Annotated in this window: 24 protein-coding genes; 15 read left to right on the forward strand and 9 right to left on the reverse strand. The window is 46.2% G+C overall.

All coding sequences use genetic code 11. The features are described from left to right. Nucleotides 1-2 precede the first annotated feature (2 nt). The 3 genes from B3S86_RS13165 to cbpA form a co-directional block, all read right to left on the reverse strand. Nucleotides 3-560, reverse strand: a complete 558-nt coding sequence (locus B3S86_RS13165) for a TetR/AcrR family transcriptional regulator (protein ID WP_035412025.1) — start codon at nucleotides 558-560, stop codon at nucleotides 3-5. A 170-nt stretch (nucleotides 561-730) separates the two neighbouring features. Continuing rightward, nucleotides 731-1,501 carry a pyrroline-5-carboxylate reductase family protein gene (locus tag B3S86_RS13170; protein ID WP_035412024.1) on the reverse strand — a complete coding sequence of 257 codons (771 nt, stop codon included), beginning with the start codon at nucleotides 1,499-1,501 and terminating at the stop codon, nucleotides 731-733. Nucleotides 1,502-1,560: 59 nt separating this feature from the next. After that, nucleotides 1,561-2,199 carry a cyclic di-AMP binding protein CbpA gene (gene cbpA / locus B3S86_RS13175; protein ID WP_035412021.1) on the reverse strand — a complete coding sequence of 213 codons (639 nt, stop codon included), beginning with the start codon at nucleotides 2,197-2,199 and terminating at the stop codon, nucleotides 1,561-1,563. 341 nt (nucleotides 2,200-2,540) lie between these two features. On the opposite strand from cbpA, the gene B3S86_RS13180 reads away from it, so the two are divergent. The 9 genes from B3S86_RS13180 (at nucleotide 2,541) to queF (ending at nucleotide 8,698) form a co-directional block, all read left to right on the forward strand. After that, complete coding sequence (locus B3S86_RS13180; RefSeq protein ID WP_035412018.1) at nucleotides 2,541-3,158, forward strand: DUF47 domain-containing protein; 618 nt, start codon at nucleotides 2,541-2,543, stop codon at nucleotides 3,156-3,158. A gap of 16 nt (nucleotides 3,159-3,174) precedes the next feature. Beyond that, nucleotides 3,175-4,179, forward strand: coding sequence for an inorganic phosphate transporter (locus tag B3S86_RS13185; protein WP_035412015.1), 1,005 nt, complete (start codon nucleotides 3,175-3,177; stop codon nucleotides 4,177-4,179). A 131-nt stretch (nucleotides 4,180-4,310) separates the two neighbouring features. Next, on the forward strand, nucleotides 4,311-5,126 hold the full coding sequence (gene pdxK / locus B3S86_RS13190) for a pyridoxine/pyridoxal/pyridoxamine kinase (RefSeq protein ID WP_023469720.1): 816 nt from the start codon (nucleotides 4,311-4,313) through the stop codon (nucleotides 5,124-5,126). A 61-nt stretch (nucleotides 5,127-5,187) separates the two neighbouring features. Then, a complete protein-coding gene (locus B3S86_RS13195) occupies nucleotides 5,188-5,556 on the forward strand; it encodes a YojF family protein (RefSeq protein WP_035412012.1) in 369 nt (122 codons plus the stop codon). Beyond that, nucleotides 5,553-6,203: a bacillithiol biosynthesis deacetylase BshB2 gene (gene bshB2, locus B3S86_RS13200; protein ID WP_214856686.1), complete on the forward strand. Its 651-nt coding sequence runs from the start codon at nucleotides 5,553-5,555 to the stop codon at nucleotides 6,201-6,203. Before B3S86_RS13195 ends, bshB2 begins: the two co-directional genes overlap by 4 nt. A gap of 171 nt (nucleotides 6,204-6,374) precedes the next feature. Continuing rightward, entirely contained in the window at nucleotides 6,375-7,031 is a 657-nt protein-coding gene (queC, locus tag B3S86_RS13205) for a 7-cyano-7-deazaguanine synthase QueC (RefSeq protein WP_023469723.1), read from the forward strand. Beyond that, complete coding sequence (gene queD, locus B3S86_RS13210; protein ID WP_023469724.1) at nucleotides 7,028-7,483, forward strand: 6-carboxytetrahydropterin synthase QueD; 456 nt, start codon at nucleotides 7,028-7,030, stop codon at nucleotides 7,481-7,483. Before queC ends, queD begins: the two co-directional genes overlap by 4 nt. Continuing rightward, nucleotides 7,480-8,196, forward strand: a complete 717-nt coding sequence (gene queE / locus B3S86_RS13215) for a 7-carboxy-7-deazaguanine synthase QueE (protein WP_035412005.1) — start codon at nucleotides 7,480-7,482, stop codon at nucleotides 8,194-8,196. The genes queD and queE overlap by 4 nt, the downstream gene beginning before the upstream one ends. Nucleotides 8,197-8,209: 13 nt before the next feature. Next, a complete protein-coding gene (queF, locus tag B3S86_RS13220; RefSeq protein WP_035412002.1) occupies nucleotides 8,210-8,698 on the forward strand; it encodes a preQ(1) synthase in 489 nt (162 codons plus the stop codon). Nucleotides 8,699-8,751: 53 nt separating this feature from the next. Here the strand turns inward: queF and B3S86_RS13225 are convergent, their stop codons facing one another. After that, nucleotides 8,752-9,039 (reverse strand): helix-turn-helix domain-containing protein, encoded by a 288-nt coding sequence (locus B3S86_RS13225; RefSeq protein WP_290753539.1) that lies wholly within the window; start codon nucleotides 9,037-9,039, stop codon nucleotides 8,752-8,754. 258 nt (nucleotides 9,040-9,297) lie between these two features. Between B3S86_RS13225 and B3S86_RS13230 the strand changes: the two genes are divergently transcribed. From B3S86_RS13230 to B3S86_RS13250, 5 genes are all read left to right on the forward strand, one after another. Beyond that, the gene (locus B3S86_RS13230) at nucleotides 9,298-10,959 is read left to right on the forward strand and encodes a PTS transporter subunit IIBC (RefSeq protein WP_290753544.1); all 1,662 of its coding nucleotides are present in this window, start codon (nucleotides 9,298-9,300) and stop codon (nucleotides 10,957-10,959) included. An 86-nt stretch (nucleotides 10,960-11,045) separates the two neighbouring features. After that, nucleotides 11,046-11,849 carry an endonuclease/exonuclease/phosphatase family protein gene (locus B3S86_RS13235; RefSeq protein WP_035411996.1) on the forward strand — a complete coding sequence of 268 codons (804 nt, stop codon included), beginning with the start codon at nucleotides 11,046-11,048 and terminating at the stop codon, nucleotides 11,847-11,849. Nucleotides 11,850-12,019: 170 nt separating this feature from the next. Beyond that, a complete protein-coding gene (locus B3S86_RS13240; RefSeq protein WP_290753548.1) occupies nucleotides 12,020-13,432 on the forward strand; it encodes a sucrose-specific PTS transporter subunit IIBC in 1,413 nt (470 codons plus the stop codon). A gap of 125 nt (nucleotides 13,433-13,557) precedes the next feature. After that, nucleotides 13,558-14,400: a PRD domain-containing protein gene (locus B3S86_RS13245; protein WP_290753837.1), complete on the forward strand. Its 843-nt coding sequence runs from the start codon at nucleotides 13,558-13,560 to the stop codon at nucleotides 14,398-14,400. Then, nucleotides 14,387-15,322 carry a carbohydrate kinase family protein gene (locus B3S86_RS13250; protein WP_056064831.1) on the forward strand — a complete coding sequence of 312 codons (936 nt, stop codon included), beginning with the start codon at nucleotides 14,387-14,389 and terminating at the stop codon, nucleotides 15,320-15,322. The genes B3S86_RS13245 and B3S86_RS13250 overlap by 14 nt, the downstream gene beginning before the upstream one ends. Nucleotides 15,323-15,417: 95 nt before the next feature. Here B3S86_RS13250 and B3S86_RS13255 read toward each other — a convergent pair whose 3' ends face one another. Then, on the reverse strand, nucleotides 15,418-16,113 hold the full coding sequence (locus B3S86_RS13255) for an alpha/beta hydrolase (protein WP_290753555.1): 696 nt from the start codon (nucleotides 16,111-16,113) through the stop codon (nucleotides 15,418-15,420). 158 nt (nucleotides 16,114-16,271) lie between these two features. Here B3S86_RS13255 and B3S86_RS13260 point away from each other — a divergent pair, with 158 nt between their 5' ends. After that, complete coding sequence (locus B3S86_RS13260; RefSeq protein ID WP_056064828.1) at nucleotides 16,272-17,543, forward strand: purine/pyrimidine permease; 1,272 nt, start codon at nucleotides 16,272-16,274, stop codon at nucleotides 17,541-17,543. A gap of 45 nt (nucleotides 17,544-17,588) precedes the next feature. Here B3S86_RS13260 and B3S86_RS13265 read toward each other — a convergent pair whose 3' ends face one another. The 4 genes from B3S86_RS13265 to B3S86_RS13280 all read right to left on the reverse strand — a co-directional run bounded on the left by B3S86_RS13265 (nucleotide 17,589) and on the right by B3S86_RS13280 (nucleotide 21,502). Then, entirely contained in the window at nucleotides 17,589-19,082 is a 1,494-nt protein-coding gene (locus B3S86_RS13265) for a peptide MFS transporter (protein WP_035411982.1), read from the reverse strand. A 238-nt stretch (nucleotides 19,083-19,320) separates the two neighbouring features. Next, entirely contained in the window at nucleotides 19,321-19,956 is a 636-nt protein-coding gene (locus tag B3S86_RS13270; protein ID WP_035411980.1) for a hypothetical protein, read from the reverse strand. Beyond that, nucleotides 19,953-21,176: a glutathionylspermidine synthase family protein gene (locus B3S86_RS13275; RefSeq protein ID WP_290753564.1), complete on the reverse strand. Its 1,224-nt coding sequence runs from the start codon at nucleotides 21,174-21,176 to the stop codon at nucleotides 19,953-19,955. Before B3S86_RS13275 ends, B3S86_RS13270 begins: the two co-directional genes overlap by 4 nt. Continuing rightward, nucleotides 21,173-21,502 (reverse strand): hypothetical protein, encoded by a 330-nt coding sequence (locus B3S86_RS13280; RefSeq protein ID WP_035411974.1) that lies wholly within the window; start codon nucleotides 21,500-21,502, stop codon nucleotides 21,173-21,175. The genes B3S86_RS13275 and B3S86_RS13280 overlap by 4 nt, the downstream gene beginning before the upstream one ends. Nucleotides 21,503-21,538 lie beyond the last annotated feature (36 nt).

Consider the following 21,538-nt stretch of genomic DNA (forward strand, 5'->3'; position numbering starts at 1 on the left):
CTTCACTCTTCAATTTGCTTGTCTAATTGTCGTGCACGTTCTATTAATTGCTGAATCAATCGTTGTCGGATAGTCGGAGAAGGTGCACCGAACTGAAAATGCTCCGACAGTTTCAAACCGTCTAATGTAAAACGAATCGATAACACCTCAACCGGATCCATCTGTTCTGTCAGTTGGCGGAAGAAATGCTCAACTTGTCGCTTTCGTTCCTCGACGAACGTCGCGTGATCCTTTAACAAGGACAATAAGTAAAGAAGCGCATCCATGTCGAGGTGGAATTCCTCTTGCTGCTGGATTTGCAACGTCACGAACGCTTCCATCGGTCCCATCGTCAACTGATGCTGTTCGTACAGTTCAAATTGACGTGCTTCTTGCGCTTCGATGACTCCCATCAGCAACGCTTCTTTCGAAGCAAAATGATACAATAGTCCACCTTTCGAGACATTTGCCTGTTTCGCGACTTCATCGAGCGTTAGCTGAGTAAAGCCTTGTTGCAATATGATCGCTGTCGTTGCTTCAAGAATCCGGCGACGTGTCTCTTGTGCTTTTGCACTAGCCAAAAGCCTCCCCCTTTTCCTATCTATTTTACTGTACCGTCTGGACGGTTTCTTTTTATAGTGTACGGATTCTCATTTCGAGATGCAATCGCTTTGCTTATGTTTCACGTGAAACTTTCGTGAACAAAAAAAACGCTTACGCATTTTATTATACGTAAGCGTTCTGAAGTGGATTATTCGTTTGCTTCACGTGCACTCTCTCGTAGCGCCGCTTGCATCGTTTCGAACAGGTGACGCTCCCGTAACACTTGGACACCACGATCCGTCGGTCCACCAGGTGCTGCAACGTCAGCAATGAGACGATCTGTGCTCTCATTAGAACGCATGAGAATTTCAGCTGAACCTTTCATCGCTTGAGCAACGATTCGACGTGCATTTCCCTCTTCAAAACCGGCATCCGTCAAAACTGGTACCATACCAGCTACGATTTCATAGAAGAATGCTGGACTACATCCAGCTGCCGCCATGAACGCTGGCATCGTTGTTTCATTTGCCTCCGCGATTTCTCCGACACGTTCAAATAATGCCTCGACTACACTTCGGATCTCTTCGTTCACGCGTGAGCCGAACCATAGTCCAGTCATTCCTAATCGATGGGCAACGGGTGTATTCGGCATGACAGCAACTGTCGGACGTTCTGTTAACCGTTCGATTTCGTCCGGTGTAATGTGAGCCGCAATCGAAACGATCGTTTGATGCGTCCATTGTTGGTTTGCTACGTAGGCAAGTACACCATCGGGTTGCATGCCAAGCATGACGACATCATATAAGGAGACATCTTCTTGCTCGACCGTTTGAATGCCGTGTCGCGCCGCGACTTCCGTCAAGCGTGCTCCACCACTGCGATTCGTCATCGTAATGTCCTCACGCTTAAATCCAGAAGCGACCCACCCTTGAACGAGCGCCTCACTCATCGCACCTGCTCCTACTACTAATAGTTTCATCGTCTATCCTTCCTTTCCCTCAAAAAAAGACCAGTCATGACTGGTCTTATGCGGGTCCATTATACACGAACAGCTAAATCTTCAACAGCGACGACACGAAGACCCTTGTCGTCAAGTTTCTTCACGATTTTTTTCTTCGTCTTCTCGTCACAATCCGTTGGTAACGTAATTAATACGCGACGCATGACACTACTCTTTGCATCGAGAGTCATCAGACTCGCCACCGTTGAATATTTGTTAACGATCTTCGAAATTTTCTCGAGCGCCCCTTTTTGTTCACTTAAGGCTACCGTTAAGACGTAACTTCCCGAATCACGATTCCACGCTTCCTCAAGCATTCCAAGCATCTTCCCGTGCGGTAAGATACCGAAGAAATGACCGTCGTCATTTAAGACCGCAATATACGGTAATTCCTTAATTGAGAAGAAGACTTCAAAGAAATTACTTCCTGTATAGATGTATTTGGATGTATTCTTAATCAGCGACATGACATTGTCGTCTAAACTGCCACCATTCATCCCATGACGATAAATGTGCATCTTATAGATATTCCCCTTGAAATCCTGTCCTGTCTGACTAAGAACCGGGACACATCGGTATCCGGTTTTTTCAAGCGTGTCAAGCGCTTCACGGATCGTCGCTGTTTCGGAAATCGTGACACATTGGTGCTTCGGGATACATAAACTTTGAACGAGCATAATAAAATCCTCCTCTTTTACCTAATTACGCAGACTTAATCATATCATTCGATTTTCATACGCCATATCCTCTTTTCCCACTTCTGATGCGCTTTTATTCTTACAATCACAAGACATTCGCTTGTAATCACAACGCAATCCAACCTATTTCAATTAAGTACACATGTAATCTCCTATTGTCAGATAATTTATTAAATCTACAATCACCTTCATATTAAGATTTATTAAGATTTCGTAAAGACGCTTCATAAATGTATTCTTTTACAATACCGTCTGCTACAATCGAACTCGTGAAGTTGCTTCACTATTCTATTCTTGTTCTTAATATGGAGGCAGAAGAAATGTTTAGTAAAAAACAAGATCCATTCGCAGTTAAATTATCAGAAATCGCAGGACACTTAAAAACGACTTCGCAATTCTTCGTTGACTTTAAAATCAACGGCATCGCGGATGTAAAAGAATTTGCACATAAAGTAAAAGACTTCGAAACAGCTGGGGACGATTTGATGCATCAGTTGATCATCGACTTGAACAACGCGTTCATCACGCCAATCGATCGCGAAGACTTACTCGCACTCGCTAACGCACTCGATGACGTCTTAGATGGCTTTGAAGAATGTTCTGCTATTTTCGAAATCTATAATATCGTTCAAGCAGACGAGCACATGATTAAGTTCGTTGATGAAATCAACATCGCTGTTTCAGAACTCGCAACGTCAATGGATCTTCTTGTTGCACGTAAATTGCAACCGATGCGTGAACATGTCATTAAAATCAAAGAACAAGAGACGATTTGTGACAACTTACGCCGTAAATCAATCAAAGCATTGTTCGCAACAGAAACAGATCCAATTAAAATCATTCAATACAAAGAAATCTATGAATCGCTCGAATCAATCGCGGACTACTGCCAAGACGCAGCTAACGTCATTGAAACGATCATCATGAAAAACGCTTAAGTGAGGAGCTAACGAGATGGATAGCCTGTTTATCATCACCGCCATAATCGTGATTCTCGCACTTAGCTTCGACTTCATCAACGGTTTCCACGATACAGCGAACTCAATCGCGACTGCTGTATCGACTCGCGCTTTGAAACCACGCCATGCCATCATTTTGGCTGCATCGATGAACTTCCTAGGTGCAATCACATTCACTGGAGTCGCAAAAACGATCTCTGGTGACATCGTTGACCCGTCAACACTTGAACACGGGAGCTATGTCGTCATCGCTGCCTTGATTTCAGCCATTGCTTGGAATCTCTTGACTTGGTACTTTGGAATTCCGTCAAGTTCGTCGCATACACTGATTGGTTCGATTGCTGGTGCAGCTGTTGCCTCTGTTGGATTTGGTGGCATCGAAGCAAAAGGGTTCTTGAAAATCGTTGAAGCTTTGCTGATTTCACCAGTACTCGCCTTTACACTCGGTTTCATCGTATATGCAGTCTTTAAAATCATCTTCAAAAAAGGAAATTTGGCGAAAACGAATCGTCGCTTCCGCCACGTCCAAATCGCAACTGCTGCATTACAATCGTACACACACGGTACGAATGATGCGCAAAAAGCGATGGGGATCATCACACTCGCTTTGATTTCGTCTGGTTTCCAAACGGATCACGAAGTTGCCACTTGGGTTAAACTTTCCTGTGCGATCGCAATGGGTCTCGGAACATCTGTCGGTGGATGGCGCATCATCAAAACCGTCGGTGGTCAAATCATGAAAATCCGTCCAGTCAATGGTGTAGCAGCTGACTTAACATCAGCAGCAATCATTTTTGGTGCAACGGCGATTCATCTTCCTGTTTCGACGACACACGTCATCTCATCTGCCATCTTAGGTGTAGGTACATCGCACCGTAAGAAAGGTGTCAAGTGGGGAACAGCGCAACGCATGCTTATCACATGGGTCATCACATTGCCGATTTCAATGGCTTTAGCTGCTATGATCTACTATATTCTCGACTTCTTATTCATTAAATAAGTACGCACCCCGCCTATTCAAGATAGGTGGGGTTTTGTCTACGCTAGAAGCGTCGACAGTTGTTGTTTTTCCCATAATTCGCTATCATGAAGAACAAGAAGGATTGTCTATTTCTTTAGGAGGAATGCCCCATGACAAAACGTAAAGCCTTAACGATTGCTGGTTCCGACACGAGTGGTGGAGCTGGCATTCAAGCTGATTTAAAGACGTTCCAAGAACTTGGCGTCTACGGAATGAATGCCTTGACGGTCATCGTCGCTCAAGATCCTGATCACTCTTGGCATCATGCGGTTTACCCAATCGACACAGAACTCGTCCGGACACAAATCCACACGGTCCTTGGAGGTATTGGTGTTGATGCGATGAAGACGGGAATGCTCCCGACTGTCGAAATCATTGAAGCCGTTGCCGAAAAAATCAAATCATCCGGCGTCCAAAACGTCGTCATCGATCCTGTTATGGTCTGTAAAGGCGAGGATGAGGTGCTAAACCCTGATACAGCGAACGCACTTCGTGATGTCTTGACACCACTTGCGACAGTCGTCACACCGAACGTCTTTGAAGCAGGTCAATTATCGGGTCTTGGTAAAACGCCAGCAACGATAGACGAAATGAAACTTGCAGCAGCGCGGATTCATGAAAAAGGTGCGCAATACGTTCTTGTTAAAGGTGGCAGTAAGATTGACCATCCACAAGCAGTTGACGTGCTTTATGACGGAAAAGAGTTTATCCTGATTGAGGACGAACGAATCGAGACACCGTACACGCACGGTGCCGGCTGCACGTACTCTGCAGCAATCACGGCCGAACTCGCAAAAGGTGCATCGGTAGAAGCTGCTGTCCGTACAGCAAAATCTTTTATCACTTCTGCGATTCGTCATTCATTCCGTTTGAATGAATACGTCGGACCAACTGATCACGCTGCACATCGTACAGTCCAGTCTTGATCCGCTTAAGAAGTCCGCGATATCCGCGGACTTCTTTCTGTATAGGAGAGGAGAATGATTTATGCAAGCCATTGATTTACAAGAGATACAGCGTTATATCGACGAACATGCGAATACACCGTTATACGTACACGTTGAGACGACGAACGGTGCCTACGCGACGCACCAAGATCCGACCTTCCATAGCGCAGGGATGTTTTTCCGTAATGCGGAAATCACTTACGAACGTGGTTTGATCACAGGAAACGGTCCTTACCGGATCGGTTTGAAACTTGCACACGGCTGGTTATACGGTGAGGGATTAACTGATTTCGAATTTGCTGGGGATCAATTGTTGATTGCCGGTCACGATGTCGAAGGACGTCTTGCGATTGCTTTTGAACTTAGCCCGACACCATTTGCTCAAGGTGCAGAGGAGGTAGACGCATGACACACGAAGATCATTTACTCGTCGTCTTCCCTCACCCGGATGACGAAGCCTTCAGTTCTGCTGGTACGATCATCGAGCACGCAGAAAATCGTGGTCCTGTCACATATGCTTGTTTGACACTCGGTGAGATGGGCCGTAACATGGGACGCCCTGTCTTTACGAACCGGGAACAGCTCGCAACGATTCGTAAACGTGAGTTGATCGATGCAGCTGAAAAAATGAAGATTTCGGATCTCCAAATGTGGGGACTTCGCGATAAGACCGTTGAATTCGAGGATGAAGCGGCACTTGCTGACCGTATCCTTACCTTGATTCAACAAACGCGCCCGACTCGCTTGATTTCATTTTATCCGGGTTACGCGGTCCATCCCGATCACGAAGCGACAGCTCGCGCCGTCGTTCGTGCCCTTCGGATGATGGATCCTGCCGATCGCCCTGAGTTCCTTGCGGTCGCTTTTGCGAACAATACGAAAGAAGAGCTTGGAGAAGGAACATTCATTCACGATGTCAGTGCCTATACGGATCAAAAGATCAAGGCACTCGAAGCACACGCTTCTCAAACAGGTGGTTTGATGAAAGTCATCTCGGAAGACTCGAACATCCGTGACCTGCTCGTCAAAGAACGCTATTACCACTATCCGCTGTAATTTCCTATTAAGAGATGCCGATCGTCCGAGCGACAATCAGCATCTCTTTTTTGGCCTTCATTAGAAAACGTCGACTTTTTTGATGGCTTCTGCTAGTGTGAATAGTTGAGACTACGTCTCCGGAGTTCGTAACCTCCTCCGTTATAAAAACTAGGAATGGAAGTGTACATTATGAAAAACGAACGTGCTCTTGTCGTCTTCAGTGGCGGCCAAGACTCAACGACTTGTCTGTTTCAGGCACTGAAACAGTACGAAGAAGTCGAAGTCGTGACGTTTAATTACGGACAACGTCATGCACAAGAACTCGAAGTCGCACGCGACATCGCCTCTGAGCTCGGTGTCAAACACCATGAGCTTGATCTCTCTCTTCTCAGTCAACTAACGAGTAACGCCTTGACTGACCACAGCCAAACCATCACGACGAACGAAGATGGTCTCCCTTCTACTTTTGTAGATGGACGGAACCACCTGTTTCTTTCGTTCGCAGCCGTCCTCGCGAAAGGACGCGGAATCCGTCATATCGTCACTGGCGTATGTGAAACGGACTTTTCTGGTTACCCAGACTGCCGTGATGCCTTCATCAAGTCACTGAATGTGACATTGAACCTTGCAATGGACTATCCATTCGTACTGCACACGCCACTCATGTGGCTCGACAAAAAAGAAACGTGGGCGCTTGCCGACTCGCTCGGTGCGTTTGATTTCGTTCGAAATCGCACGTTGACGTGTTACAACGGCGTCATTGGAGATGGTTGCGGCGAATGCCCGGCCTGTGAATTACGAAAAAATGGATTAGATGCATACATCAAGGAGGTTCAACACACATGACATTCAATTACGAAGCACCTGAAACGGTCGAGCGCCCGACTGGCGACTCGCTTATCTATACGAAATCTCGCGTCATGATCGTCAAAAAATTAACGTTTGACGCAGCACACCACCTATATGATTACGATGGGAAATGCCGTGCGCTTCATGGTCATACGTACCATGTCGATATGGGCATCAGTGGTTTTCTTGATCACCGCGGTATGACACTTGATTTTGGTGATCTTAAGAAAATCTTTAAAACACATCTCGAACCACTTCTCGATCACCGTTATTTAAATGAATCATTACCATACATGAATACGACAGCTGAAAACATGGCGGCGTGGATTTTTGAGACGCTCGGACAACACCTTCCAGACGAACGTGGACTTCGTGTCGAATTCGTCAAACTTTATGAGACGCCGACTGCTTTTGCTGAAGTCCGTCGTGAGTGGATGAACGAAGCATGAGTGCCTTAACGAAAACGCCAAAAATTCCGGTTCTCGAGATTTTCGGACCAACGTTCCAAGGGGAAGGACGATCAATCGGTCAAAAGACGATGTTCGTCCGAACCGGTGGCTGCGACTATTCCTGTTCGTGGTGTGACTCCGCCTTCACATGGGATGGTTCTGAAAAACCTGAACTCTTGACGGCAGAGACGATCATGGAACGCCTCGATGCACTCGGCTCTTACGGACATGTCACGATTTCTGGTGGGAACCCGTTACTTCATGCTTCGATCGGTACGCTGGTTGAGGCATTAAAAGAACGAAACATCACGATGTCGGTTGAGACACAAGGTTCTTACTGGCAAAATTGGTTACTTGATATCGATGACGTCACACTCAGTCCTAAACCGCCTTCAAGTGGCATGAACATCGATTTTGATCGTTTGGATGTTTTTTTCAAGCGTCTACCAGAACAACAGCGTGCCGTTAAAATCGTCATTTTTGATGAAGCAGATCTTGATTTCGCGGCGATGATTTCAGAGCGATATGCCTTAAAAACGCTCTATCTATCACTCGGAAATCCGGATCCGCACGAAGAAGGTACGATCGCCCCACGGATGCTACACGATTTAAAAACACTTTGGGAACGCGTTGCTCGTGATGAACGTTTTAATCACGCACGTGTCCTACCACAACTACACGCCCTCGTTTTCGCGAACGATCGTGGCGTCTAAGGAGAAATGATTCATGCGCCCTGAAGATCTAAACGACTTATCGTTACTCGGCCAAAAAGCCGTTCCATACATTTTCGAATATCAACCAGAAGTACTCGAAGCGTTTCCGAACCGCCATCCGGAAAATGATTACTTCGTAAAATTCAATGCACCAGAATTTACGAGCCTTTGCCCGATTACGAATCAACCGGACTTCGCGACGATCTACATTTCGTATATCCCGGATGAAAAACTCGTCGAATCGAAATCACTTAAATTGTATCTATTCAGCTTCCGTAATCACGGTGATTTCCACGAGAACTGCATCAACGTCATCGGGAAAGATCTCGTGAAATTGATGGAACCGCGCTACCTCGAAGTGTGGGGAAAATTTACGCCACGTGGGGGAATTTCGATTGACCCGTACTACAACTACGGAAAACCTGGTACAAAATATGAACGAATGGCAGAACATCGTCTATTCAATCACGATCTCTATCCTGAGACTGTCGATAATCGTTAAACGCTCAAAAGAGGAACAGTGGACTTTTCCACCGTTCCTCTTTTTCATACCCATTAACTCGACGGGATGTCGATCAAGGTCGTACGATCGTGCTGACAGATGACTTCAGATGACCAAATATAAATATGCCGTAACAAATGATCCGCAGGAATCTGCAAAGCACGGACCAGCCGCTCAATCATTGAAAAAGACGGATCCATAATGCTATTTTCGATACATTGAATCATCTCAAGTGTCATTTTAGTCAATTCAGCTAATGTATGCTGATCTAACTGATGACGTTCTCGTAATGTACGAATCCGCTGACCGTACTGCCCGATCGGTTGAATCCCTTCTTTCATCCGCCCAACATCTTTTCTTTTTTGAAACCAAACAATGTTCACTGTAGCCTTTTTCTCTTTTTTTTAAATTTGAATACCTTTCCGAACTGTCATTTTTCCACTGAAATAAATTTCCGAATGTTTTTCTTATAAAACACTAGCTTTTTAAAAAGTTATCGCTTACAATTCTATATGCAAACGGTTGCATTAATCGCTTACATTATTGCACTGTTCTTACACACATATTAGAGAAAAAGAGATAAAAAGGAGTGAATGATCTTGAAAAATGCTATTTCGTTCGATTTTTGGCAAAAACTCGGGAAAGCCTTGATGGTCGTCATCGCGGTTATGCCTGCTGCAGGAATCATGATCTCGGTCGGGAAACTGATCGGCATGTATGGAGGCGATATCGCGTTAATGCAAACGATTGCTCGAATCGTTGAAGATTTAGGTTGGGCCATCATTACGAACCTTCACGTCTTATTCGCCGTCGCGATTGGTGGGTCATGGGCAAAAGAACGTGCTGGTGGTGCGTTCGCAGCGTTACTCGCCTTCATTTTAATCAACCGTGTCACAGGAGCTATCTTCGGCGTCAACACTGACATGATCGCGGATCCAAAAGCAACGGTCGATTCATTGCTTGGTTCTGAGCTCATCGTAAAAGATTATTTCACTTCAGTTTTAGGGGCACCTGCGCTTAACATGGGAGTATTCGTCGGAATCATCTCTGGTTTCCTTGGTGCCGTTCTCTTTAATAAATTTTATAACTTCAGTAAATTGCCAGATGCGCTTGCCTTCTTTAACGGAAAGCGTTTTGTTCCATTCGTCGTCATCGGTGGATCGGTTGTTGCAGCATTCGCCTTATCACTCGTTTGGCCGTTCGTTCAAGGCTTATTGAATGACTTCGGTCGCTGGATTGCCTCTTCACGTGATTCTGCACCGATCATTGCACCGTTCGTATACGGTACACTGGAACGTCTATTACTTCCGTTCGGTCTGCACCATATGTTGACTGTACCGATGAACTACACGGAATTAGGTGGAACGTACAAAATCTTGACAGGTGCTGCTCAAGGATCGACGGTTGCTGGTCAAGATCCGCTTTGGCTCGCTTGGATCACTGACCTTGTCAACTTAAAGCAAGCCGGTAACACACAAGGATACAATGACTTAATCAATAGTGTCGTTCCTGCCCGCTTCAAAGAAGGACAAGTCGTCACATCACTTGCTTCATTGATCGGTATTGCTGTCGCAATGTACATGTCAGTCGATGAAGATAAGAAAAAAGCATACAAACCGGTCTTCCTATCTGCAGGACTCGCTGTCTTCTTGACAGGTGTCACAGAGCCAATCGAGTTCATGTTCATGTTCATCGCTCCTGTTCTTTACGTCATCTATGCTGTACTAACAGGTGTTGCCTTCGCACTAGCGGATGTCATGCATCTTCGGATTCATGCGTTCGGTGCGATCGAACTTCTGACACGCATTCCATTGATTGCAAAAGCTGGTTTGATTGGTGACTTAATTCGTTTCATCGGTGTGTGTGTGTTCTTCTTCTTCTTGAACTTCTTTACTTTCCGTTTCGTCATCAAGAAGTTCAACTATGCGACACCAGGTCGTAACGGGAACTATCTGGACGATATCAACGTATCGACTACTGAAGCTTCAGATGAGGCTGCTGCGACATCCGCTCCTGCCGATGGTTCACAAGCTTCTCAAATCATTGATTTACTGGGTGGACAGCAGAACATCGAAGACGTCGATGCCTGCATGACACGTCTTCGTGTCACCGTTAAGAATCCAGCGCTTGTCGCACAAGAAGCGGACTGGAAAGCAAACGGTGCACTTGGTCTGATCCTTAAGAACAATGGCGTGCAAGCCATCTACGGTCCAAAAGCCGATATCTTAAAATCAGATATCCAAGACCGGATCGGCGCATAAACCTGCGAGATTAGGGAACTACCTAAAGGTGAAGCTCTTTCATAAGAGTTTCACCTTTCTTATTTGAAAAATCAGGAGGATCACTCATGCGTCTACTCACATTGAACTGTCATTCGTGGCAAGAAGAACAGCCACTCGAAAAATTAAAGCAGATCGTCCAACAGATCCTCGCACAAGATTATGATGTCATCGCACTGCAAGAAGTCAGTCAATTAATGGATACACCGATCGTCCATGATGAGGTGCGTAATGATAATTTTGCTTATTTAATTCAGCAAGCCTTAAAGGAACAAGGTCAAACCTACTCCCTCATCTGGGATTTTGCCCATATCGGATACGATAAATACGAAGAAGGACTCGCCTTATTGACGAAACACCCGATCTTGAAGTCAGACAGTTATTATGTCAGCCGTAGTCAGGATACACTCGATTGGAAATCACGGAAAATCGTCCGTGCCACGATCCAAGTCGACGGAACACCCATCACGTTCAATACCTGTCATCTCGGCTGGTGGGCAGATGAAGTCGAGCCGTTCCAGGAACAATTCAACCACTTGATGGCTCGGATGGATCCACTTGAATGGACGTTTTTCCTCGGGGATTTCAACAATGATGCCTTAGAACGAAATACAGGGTATGACTATATGATGCAACGAGGATTACATGACGTTTTTCTGCTTGCTAAGGAAACGGTCGGGATTGAAACGATCGATGGCAACATCGATGGATGGGAAGACAATCAACAAGGATTACGCATCGATCTTGTCTTATCGAACCGAAAGATCGATGTCGAGCGCGTCGGTGTCGTCTTCGATGGGATTCACGGACCCGTCGTTTCCGATCACTACGGGGTTGAGGTTGATATTCGGATTCAAAAAAATGAAAATTGATTGTTGACAACGCTTTCTTTTCTGCTTTATGATGAAATCAAATCAATAGTGCGGATTGTGACAGTATGGCTGGCAAGACCGAAATGACACCTTCTTAGGAGAGGTGTCGTTCGGTCTTGCCTTTTTTTGTCTCATCTAGCGTGTTTCACGAAAAAAGGAGGACTTTTTAGATGGACTATCAACAAACTGCTAAACGTGTACTTGAACTTGTCGGTGGACGCGAGAACATCATTACTGCCGCTCACTGTGCGACACGCTTACGCCTTGTTTTACATGACGAATCAAAGGTAGATCAAGCGGCACTTGAAGATTTGGATGGTGTGAGTGGTGCCTTCTCGAGCTCTGGTCAATATCAAATCATCTTCGGGACCGGTACCGTTAATAAGGTATTCGCTGCGTTTGCACCACTCGCTGGTGTGAAAGTCGATGGAGAAGAGCCACTCGACGTTAAAAAGGCTGCATCTCAAAAATTAAACCCGTTCGCCCGTCTTGCCCGTTCCCTTTCGAACGTCTTCGTTCCACTCATTCCGGCCATTGTCGCAGCTGGTCTCTTGATGGGATTACTCGGTATGATCAAAGCATTCGGTTGGGTCGAGGGCGATTCGCCGATTGTTCAACTACTTGATATGTTCTCGTCTTCAGCCTTCATCATCTTACCGATCCTGATCGGTTTCTCGGCAGCTCGTGAATTCGGTGCAAATCCGTATCTCGGTGCCGTCATCGGGGGAATCATGACACACCCGTCCCTCTTGAATCCATGGACACTTGGGAACAGTGATCCTGAAGTCATGAAATTCCTCGGAATGAACATCGAGTTAATCGGATACCAAGGAACGGTCTTCCCGGTTCTCTTAACTGTCTGGGTCATGGCAAAGATTGAACAACAAGTCCGGAAACGGACACCCGAAACGCTTGACTTACTCGTCACGCCGTTCGTTACGGTTCTCGTCACTGGATTCCTGGCATTGATCGTCATTGGTCCGATCGGAACGTTACTCGGAAAAGGCATTTCATTCGTACTCGTCTTCTTCTATGAACAGTTCTCAGTCATCGCTGGTCTCCTGTTCGGTGGACTGTACTCGACGATCGTCATCACAGGGATGCATCACAGTTTCCATGCGATCGAAGCAGGATTACTTGCCGATAAAAGTATCGGAAAGAACTTCCTTTTACCGATCTGGTCGATGGCGAACGTCGCTCAAGGTGGTGCCGGACTTGCCGTCTACTTCTTGACGAAAAACGTCAAACTCAAAGCACTTGCCCTACCGTCTGCGTTCTCAGCCTTTCTCGGTATCACGGAACCTGTCATCTACGGCGTCAACTTACGTCTTGGAAAACCATTCATCGGCGGTGCAATCGGTGGTGCGATTGGTGGCGGTTATGTCGTCTTGACGCAAGTCGCGGCGAACGCCTACGGACTAACTGGAATCCCGATGATCGCGATCGTCGCCCCGCTCGGTGCAACGAATTTGATCAACTACCTCGTTGGATTCGCGATTGCGGTCGTCACTGCTTTTATTTCGACTGTCGTCTTGATGCGTCTTGATGCACGTAAACAAAAAGAAACAGACATTGCTGCTTAATCCTTCATGCGACCAAACCGGGTCCACTGACTCGGTGGTCGCATTTGTCGGTTCGCAAAGCTCTATGTTCGCTTTATAATAAAGAAAAGACTGGAAAGGAGGACGTCAGGCTGATTATTCATAAAATCCTCAACAACAATGCAGTTGTCGTTAAAGAAAATGGACAAGAACGCATCATCATGGGACCCGGTATCGCCTTTGGAAAAAAGAAAAAAGATCCGATCCAAGCGACGAAGATCGAAAAAATGTTCATCCCTTCGTTTGAAAATGCGGAACAGTTCAAAGAGATTCTGACGACGACACCACTTGAGATCATCGACTTATCCGAACGCATCATCTCGCATGCAGAAGGTGAACTTCAGACGCCGTTTCATGACTATATTCATGTCAGTCTGACGGATCACCTCGCTCATGCCGTACGGCTAGCACGTGAACAACTCGTCGTGCATAATCGACTAGCAGAAGAGATTCGTCTTTTATATGGACCAGAGTATGCGATCGGAGAATGGGCAGTCCTTGAAATCGAACGCGCGTTACAGGTCACCCTCCCTAAAGAAGAAGCAGCGAACATCGCGCTTCACTTATATAATGCACGCCAGACTCATCCGAACATGGCAACTGCTTTGCAGACGGTCACGTTACTCAATGAACTGCGTGAACAGATTGAAGTCTTTTTTGGAAAAACGATCGAAACATCGTCGATGACGTACTATCGTTTCTTCACGCATATGAAATTGGTCCTCGCTCGGATCGAACAGGGAGAAACGTTACACGACATGGATGACGTAATTCTATCAGCTGTCAAAACCCGTTATGCAGACGCCTACGCCTGTGCGAATCAGATGGGAGACTGGCTGGCAGTCGAACTCGATACGCGTGTCCCTGAATCAGAAATTGGTTATATGGCTTTACACATTGAACGGATTCGTCCCGACCTTGAAAGGAGTTCTACGTATGAAAATCTTTAGTTTAGGGGAAGCACTGATTGATTTGATTCCTCTTGATGCCGAAAACATGACATTTCAAAAAAATCCTGGGGGTGCTCCTGCCAATGTCTCCGTCGGACTCGCTCGATTAGGCGCAGACAGTTATTTTCTTGGAGCGGTCGGAGATGATTCGATGGGCCACTTCTTGAAAGATACGTTACATCACTATGGCGTCCGCACGGATTACCTCATCCATGATTCAACACAAAAGACAGGTCTTGTCCTCGTCACGAATGGGCAGGATGGCGAGCGGTCATTTGAGTTCATCAATGCGGAACGCGCTGATATGCATTTTCACGAAACACATGTACCAGAGGACTTCGAGTCTGTCGATTTATTACACATCGGCTCTATCTCTTTGATCACTGGTGAAGCCGTAAACGCTACACGAACAGCTATCGCTCGTGCGAAAGAACACCAAGTGCCTGTCTCGTATGATCCGAACTTGCGTGAATCGTTATGGCCAAATCTCGATGAAGCACGGACGACGATCCGGTCCGTCCTACCGGATGCACAAATCGTCAAACTCGCCGAGGAAGAGTTAACGTTTTTAACAGGACAAACAGACCTTGATGACGGGGCTGCCGAATTGTTAGCTGAATACCCGATCCGTCTTCTCGCTATCACGCGTGGAAGTGAAGGGTCGATTCTGTATACGGATCACGCGATGGCTGTCATCGATGCGATTACGGTCGACGCGATTGATACGACAGGAGCTGGGGATGCTTTCATGTCCGGGTTACTCTATCAGTGTGCGTTACGTGATTTTTCATTCGCTTGGTCAGCAGATGAACTTCATGATATCGGACGATTCGCAGCGATTTCAGGTGGGCTTGCTGCTTCCGTCAAAGGTGCAATGGCTGCCTTGCCAACACTTGATGAAGTCGCTCATCGCTTGAGTTAAATCCGTAAAAAAAGACGGAGAGATTCCGGACGCAGTGCCGGAATCTCTCCGTCTTTTTCGTTTGGTTGATGAATCGTTTCTTCCTAAAGAATCGATCAAGGCATATCGATAAATTGTTTGATTTCGTCTAACGCCTCATCTTGTTGCTCTTTTGACGTCAATGGGCTCCTGTTGTCCCCTTTTTGTGGTCCATACATACCAAAGTTCGCATGATTTCCTTGTTTGATTTCATGGAATACCGCATCTTTTCGAACATTCTTCTTACTTTTTTCGATATCAGCGATTGGTAAGACACCATCTTGTCCACCATAGACCGTTAGTGAGGGCACATCAATCGAATCAATCGGATAGGATGCGAGGAAGATGATTCCTTTAATCTTCGAATGTTGTTCGACGATTGTCGAAGCCGCGCTTCCACCTAGTGAATGCCCGATCAGATACCACTTTTTGACCTGCGGATATTCCTCGACGATATCGAGTCCTTCGTTTGCATCGAGCAAGGCAATCCGAAACGGTAGCTTCGGTATGATGACAAAATGTCCATCTTTCGCTAGTTGATTACCATAATAACTGTAAGCAGCTGCATCGACTTTTGCTCCTTGATAAAAGATGAATCCGACGTCACTCGTCTCTTTTCCAAACGTGACTTCACGTGGTGTTTCCGTCTCCACGTAAGACGCCGCTTGCTGCGAAGCGTCATAATCGAATTGTGCCCAAATCATAAAGGCAAATACGAGTAGCGCAAGTATTGCAACAATCGTTCCAAGGATTCGTTTACTCCATTTTTTCATGTCATTCCCTCCCTATAGCGTTATACCCATTATTATGTGTTAAATCACATATGAAAACAAATGATAGAATTTTCAGTCATTGTAAGCATCCCTATCTCTTTTTCATGAATTGGTTTAAGATAAAGTCACTATTGTTTTTTCGAAAGGAGATTTACGTTTTGCCGCGTACCCTTGTGTCTACGATTCAATGGTTTTTATTCATCATCTGTACCAACATTGCCCCACCCCTTGCCATCGCAGCATCGTTTGAACTCTCGGGTGCCGAGACGCTTTCCTTTTTATCTCGTTGTCTATTCGTATTTGCCATCTTAAGTCTATTTCAAGTCCTACTCGGACACCGTCTTCCAATCATGGAAGGTCCTGCTGGAATTTGGTGGGGAGTATTCGCTCTCTATTCATCGATTGGTGTCACGCTGTACGGCAGTTATTCGAACACGCTACAATCGCTCGGATTCTTACTCTTACTCAGCGGAATCATCTGTATCATCTTGACGGTGACAGGTGTCTTACGACGCTTAGTTCCGCTCTTCACTCCACAAGTCATTGGTGTTTATATGTTATTGCTGTCGGCACAGCTGTCGGGATCCGTCATGAAAGGATTGTTGAATATCGAAGACGGACGGATTCAAGCATTACCTGCCGTCATCTCGATTTTGACCGTCTTGATCTCGCTCTATTTAGAACGCAGTGATCGCTTACGACAATATGCTTTATTGATTACACTACTCGTCGGTTGGAGTATGTTCGCACTGATCGGACGTGCTGAGATGCCGAGCTTTGATGGTCCACTGTTCACTTTACCGAGCCTATTACCATTCGGCGGTATTCATATCGATTGGAGCCTATTACCGACTGCTATCATCATCTCGTTACTCTTGATGACGAACGTCTTAGCGAACATCAAGGTCATTGAACGAATCATCAGTGCGAAGCGCGGAGAAACGGTCAAAGGACAAGTCGGGACGGCTGGTATCACGGCTGGTATCGGACAACTCTTCGCCGGTCTGTTCGGTACAGTGGGTCCTGTTGCTATTTCCGGAACGGCTGGATTCATCGCCTCAACGGATAATACGGACCGCAAAGCGTTCGTTTATGCGAATATCACGTGTCTCTTCCTCAGTATCGTGACACCGTTCGTCGGTTTGATTGCTAAAATCCCTGTCGCTGTTGGTTATGCGATGGTCGCCCCGATCGTTGCCGGCATGGCAATCATCGGCGTCACGGAAGCGGCTCGCGATTTGAATCGTCAAACAGCGATGATCACAGTTGGTCTTCCAGTTCTCGTCGGCATCGGTGCGTTGTTGTTACCGAAAGAAGCAACGGCCGATTTACCACCACTCATGACGACACTGATGTCGAACGGTCTCGTCCTCGGAACGTTAGTCGCTTTGCTTGCAGAGGCCTTACGCCATATCCGGACGAATGATTAATAAAAAGACGCTTTCTCGATCGAGAAAGCGTCTTTTTTGAATATCTTAACGAATGCCGCGCATGTATTTTTGAAGTTTTGGTGCGAAAGCGAATAAGAGTAATCCGAAGATGACGGCAACGATACCTGTGATACCGAAATATAGAATCTCTGTATCCGCTTTATAGTACTTAACGATTTGCGCGTTGACCGCTTGTCCCGTTGCGTTCGTCAAGAACCATAGACTCATTGTTTGCGCTGAGAAGGCTGCCGGCGCCAATTTTGTCGTTGCCGATAAACCGACTGGTGACAAGAAGAGCTCACCGATGACGACGAGGAAGAAGCTGAGCGTCAGCCAGAGCGGACTAACTGTTGTTTCAACACCGAATAGGATACCTGGTAGTGTCATGACGATGAACGAAAGCCCTGCAAACAGAAGACCGAACGAGAACTTTTGCATCGTCGTCGGTTGACGATCCCCTAGCTTGACCCAGAAGCTTGCAAATACAGGTGCTAATACGATGATGAAGAGCGGATTCAACGATTGGAAGAATGCCGGTTGAATCTCAAATCCTAAGAATGAAAGGTTCGTCCGTTCACTTGCGAAGATCGAGAGGACATATGAACCTTGTTCTTGGATCGCCCAGAAAATCGCTGCTGCGATGAAGAGCGGAATATAAGCAATCAAGCGCGATCGTTCGTCATCTGTAATCTTTGGACTACGAAGCATGACTGTGAAATAGGCGATGGGAATCAAGATTCCGAGAATCGTGACCATCAAGGTAAAGCGAGAAATCGTCAACAATCCTGTCATCGATGCAATGACACCGAGAACCGCAATGACGACGACAACGATCGACGCAATCGTAATGAAGCGTTTTTTCTCGTCCCCTTTTAATGGGTTTAAGACATACGTACCTGCTTGACCAAGGTTTTTCTTTTTCGTCAGGACGAAGACGATAAGTCCTGCGAACATTCCGATGGCGGCGAGTGCGAAACCAGCATGGTACCCACCACGGTCAGCCACTTCACCGACGACGAGTGGTGAAAGGAATGCCCCAGCGTTGATCCCCATGTAGAAGATACTAAATCCAGCATCACGACGATTATCCGTCTTACTGTACAAATCTCCGACGATATTCGATACGTTCGGTTTCAAGAAACCGGTACCTATGACGATGAGTCCCATCGAGACGAAGAGTGCCGTAATGCCTGCTGGTAAAGCAAGAACGATATGCCCCAGCATTATCAAGATACCACCATAGAATACAGTTCGAGACGTACCGAGCAAACGGTCAGCTACCCATCCACCAATGATCCCAGACATGTAGACGAGTGAACCGTAAACGGCCATGATTGACGCAGCTGTCGTCTTGTCAATTCCTAGACCACCATTTGCGACTGAGTCGTACATATAGAAGATAAGGATGGCACGCATACCATAGTAGGAGAAACGCTCCCAAAACTCGGTGAAGAAGAGGGTGAATAACCCTTTCGGATTTCCAAAGAATCCTTTTTGCGGAACGGTCTTATAGACCTGATCGCGATCAAACTCTGCCATATGATTGGCTCCTTTCATCTGCCCTGAATAAGTGCATAATCCATCATCTTTTCCCGCTTTCCCCAAACGATAAGCGTGACGAAACAGATAGGATACGAATACACTGTTTTGCCTGAATTGTCTCACTTCTTTTTTTATATATGAGACAGCACTTTACCATTCAACCGCAAATCATTTGATGAGTCAAATATTATTTATATTACAAGAATAATAAAAGAGCAACCGACAAGTCGGCTGCTCAAGATTGCATCTGTTTTGATTCGATGATCGTAATTCCAGGCGGCGCATGTAGCGTTTCATGAATCATCGCCGCAGCGACTTGACCGGCTTCGATCGGAGCGATGGCACTGCGTTTTAATAACGGTCGTAACACCGTCGAAATTTTCGCAGCTGCCTGTTCGCCTAAACGAAACTCGTCTCTTTCTCCTAACAAGAGCGAAGGTCTGAAAATTAGTAATGCATCGTATCCTAGTACGCGTAGTCCATTTTCCGTATCCCCTTTTACGCGATTGTAGAAGGTTTTGGCATTCGGATGAGCACCAAGAGCTGAAATCAAAGCAAAACGTGTCGCACCGAGATCTAACAGTTCACGACCAAGTTCAACCGGATACGTATAATCAACTAGACGGAATGCATCTTGCGAGCCTGCTTGTTTAATCGTCGTACCTAGTGCACAGTAGACGTGATCAACGACAGGCAATTCGATTTCTGTCACACGATCAAAATCAATCACCCATTCTTCAAGTTTCGGATGAAAACGGCGTATCGGTCGGCGAACAAGAACATGTACCTCGCTATATGCCTCTTCTGCCAACAAACGGTCTACGAGTTCTTGGCCAACTAGACCGGATGCTCCTAAAATGGCTGCTCTCATATGTTTCTCCCTCCTTCATGCTGTCGACCGATTGGTACGAAATAGGAACGATTCCCAGTAATCCGTTCTCCAGCACGTACACCAATCGCACTCGGTCTTCCACCTAAAATAAAAACACCGTACATATACGCGACGTCTCCCTCTTCTTGAAGTGGATACATCGGTAATTCTCGATACGCCTGATAGACAGCCGGTTGATCAAGAAACGTATGCTGTTCATTCTTTAGCAGCACTTCTCCCTGTCCGTCATGGACCGTTACAGTGTCCCCTTCGCGTCCAAAGATCGGTTTCTTGACGAACGGTTGTCGGCTTGAGATGAATGCATCTTCTGATAAGTATGTCGGTAAAAAATAACGTGCAATCATCGTATGATCCATTTCGCTCAAGTATGGATGCTTGGTTTCGTGTAACATCCAGATCAACGCAAGAACCGACTTGGCTTGCATTAAAAAAGCAGACGGTGGATTGATGATTTCTAGCCGCCCCGTCTCGACAAGTTGCAACAATAACTGTCCTAGGTTTCGCCCCTCTTCATCCCGGTCCAGCAAAGCCATCTCGATTGGAAAGGTTTGCCGATATAAAATATCAATTCTTTTACCTGTCTCATCGTACAAGCCCTCTTCCGGGCGAATCTCTAGTGCATCAAGCGGACAATAGACCGCGCTACTCCAGAACGACTGCAAATACTCAGACGTCAGCCGATCTTCGATATGGTCGCCATGTGAAGTGAATACAACATGCGGATCCTGCTTCGTCCGATATGTCGCTGCTTCGATTGCACGACGGACAGCTTCCTTGAGCCATTCGTTTTCTCCATCATTGACACGTTTAAATCCTTGTTTCTCTGCTACGACATCGTTGACTTCAAATACTTCCTTAATGAAGGTCGGCGTATCGGCATTCCATTCCATGAGTGAAATGCGATCAGCCGTCACAATGAAATCAAAGCGCCCGATGACGGTCAGCGGTCGCATCGTCTCGAGTCGTAAGAAGGCAAGACTTTCGACTGGGAAACCAAGTTCAAGTAGTGCCTGATCATCCATTGAGCGAAGAATCGGAAGTACTTTTTCAAATATCCGATACACTTCTTGCGCCGCGATATGCAGTTGATCGATTCGTTTGTCCGAGATCGGCATGATTTCCGTGACAGCGTACGGTTCCCCGTCTAGCACATCCCAAAAATGATCGATGTCTCCATAAAAGGTCTGTCGTTTATTCATCCGCCGAAAAAGCCGGAGGACGAGCCCGTTCCGAATCCTTTTGTTTTCGTATTGTAACTCTTTACTTTTTTCGATTTCGGCGTATATCCTTTCGTTCGCATCGCACTGTGCATCAAGGCACGTGAAGCGAAATAACTACCACCCCAGTAATAGTAGCCTGAATGAGTCGACGAACTATCATCACAGTACCAGACACCTTCATCGTTATCATATTCATAGTCATCACAATCCGGATCATCTGGTCGTTCCGCTCGCGCATCATCCGATCCACACCCACTTAATGTCGTTCCGATCAACAGTGTCGCAGCTAGTGTAGCTTGTTTCATCCAATTCACCTTCTCAGTCCCCTTTCCTTTTACTCT

This window comes from Exiguobacterium sp. UBA3968 (genome assembly GCF_002385115.1).
Lineage (GTDB): Bacteria > Bacillota > Bacilli > Exiguobacteriales > Exiguobacteriaceae > Exiguobacterium_A.

Excerpts from the sequence above, each read along its gene's own strand:
- queE (WP_035412005.1), top strand. The coding sequence starts at position 7,480 with ATGAGTGCCTTAACGAAAACGCCAAAAATTCCGGTTCTCGAGATTTTC.
- bshB2 (WP_214856686.1), top strand. The coding sequence starts at position 5,553 with ATGACACACGAAGATCATTTACTCGTCGTCTTCCCTCACCCGGATGAC.
- B3S86_RS13225 (WP_290753539.1), bottom strand. The coding sequence starts at position 9,039 with ATGAAAGAAGGGATTCAACCGATCGGGCAGTACGGTCAGCGGATTCGT.
- queD (WP_023469724.1), top strand. The coding sequence starts at position 7,028 with ATGACATTCAATTACGAAGCACCTGAAACGGTCGAGCGCCCGACTGGC.
- queF (WP_035412002.1), top strand. The coding sequence starts at position 8,210 with ATGCGCCCTGAAGATCTAAACGACTTATCGTTACTCGGCCAAAAAGCC.
- B3S86_RS13180 (WP_035412018.1), top strand. The coding sequence starts at position 2,541 with ATGTTTAGTAAAAAACAAGATCCATTCGCAGTTAAATTATCAGAAATC.
- queC (WP_023469723.1), top strand. The coding sequence starts at position 6,375 with ATGAAAAACGAACGTGCTCTTGTCGTCTTCAGTGGCGGCCAAGACTCA.
- B3S86_RS13255 (WP_290753555.1), bottom strand. The coding sequence starts at position 16,113 with ATGAAAAAATGGAGTAAACGAATCCTTGGAACGATTGTTGCAATACTT.
- B3S86_RS13170 (WP_035412024.1), bottom strand. The coding sequence starts at position 1,501 with ATGAAACTATTAGTAGTAGGAGCAGGTGCGATGAGTGAGGCGCTCGTT.
- B3S86_RS13185 (WP_035412015.1), top strand. The coding sequence starts at position 3,175 with ATGGATAGCCTGTTTATCATCACCGCCATAATCGTGATTCTCGCACTT.
- B3S86_RS13265 (WP_035411982.1), bottom strand. The coding sequence starts at position 19,082 with ATGGCAGAGTTTGATCGCGATCAGGTCTATAAGACCGTTCCGCAAAAA.
- B3S86_RS13250 (WP_056064831.1), top strand. The coding sequence starts at position 14,387 with ATGAAAATCTTTAGTTTAGGGGAAGCACTGATTGATTTGATTCCTCTT.
- B3S86_RS13235 (WP_035411996.1), top strand. The coding sequence starts at position 11,046 with ATGCGTCTACTCACATTGAACTGTCATTCGTGGCAAGAAGAACAGCCA.
- B3S86_RS13275 (WP_290753564.1), bottom strand. The coding sequence starts at position 21,176 with ATGAATAAACGACAGACCTTTTATGGAGACATCGATCATTTTTGGGAT.
- pdxK (WP_023469720.1), top strand. The coding sequence starts at position 4,311 with ATGACAAAACGTAAAGCCTTAACGATTGCTGGTTCCGACACGAGTGGT.
- B3S86_RS13240 (WP_290753548.1), top strand. The coding sequence starts at position 12,020 with ATGGACTATCAACAAACTGCTAAACGTGTACTTGAACTTGTCGGTGGA.
- B3S86_RS13195 (WP_035412012.1), top strand. The coding sequence starts at position 5,188 with ATGCAAGCCATTGATTTACAAGAGATACAGCGTTATATCGACGAACAT.
- B3S86_RS13270 (WP_035411980.1), bottom strand. The coding sequence starts at position 19,956 with ATGAGAGCAGCCATTTTAGGAGCATCCGGTCTAGTTGGCCAAGAACTC.
- cbpA (WP_035412021.1), bottom strand. The coding sequence starts at position 2,199 with ATGCTCGTTCAAAGTTTATGTATCCCGAAGCACCAATGTGTCACGATT.
- B3S86_RS13280 (WP_035411974.1), bottom strand. The coding sequence starts at position 21,502 with ATGAAACAAGCTACACTAGCTGCGACACTGTTGATCGGAACGACATTA.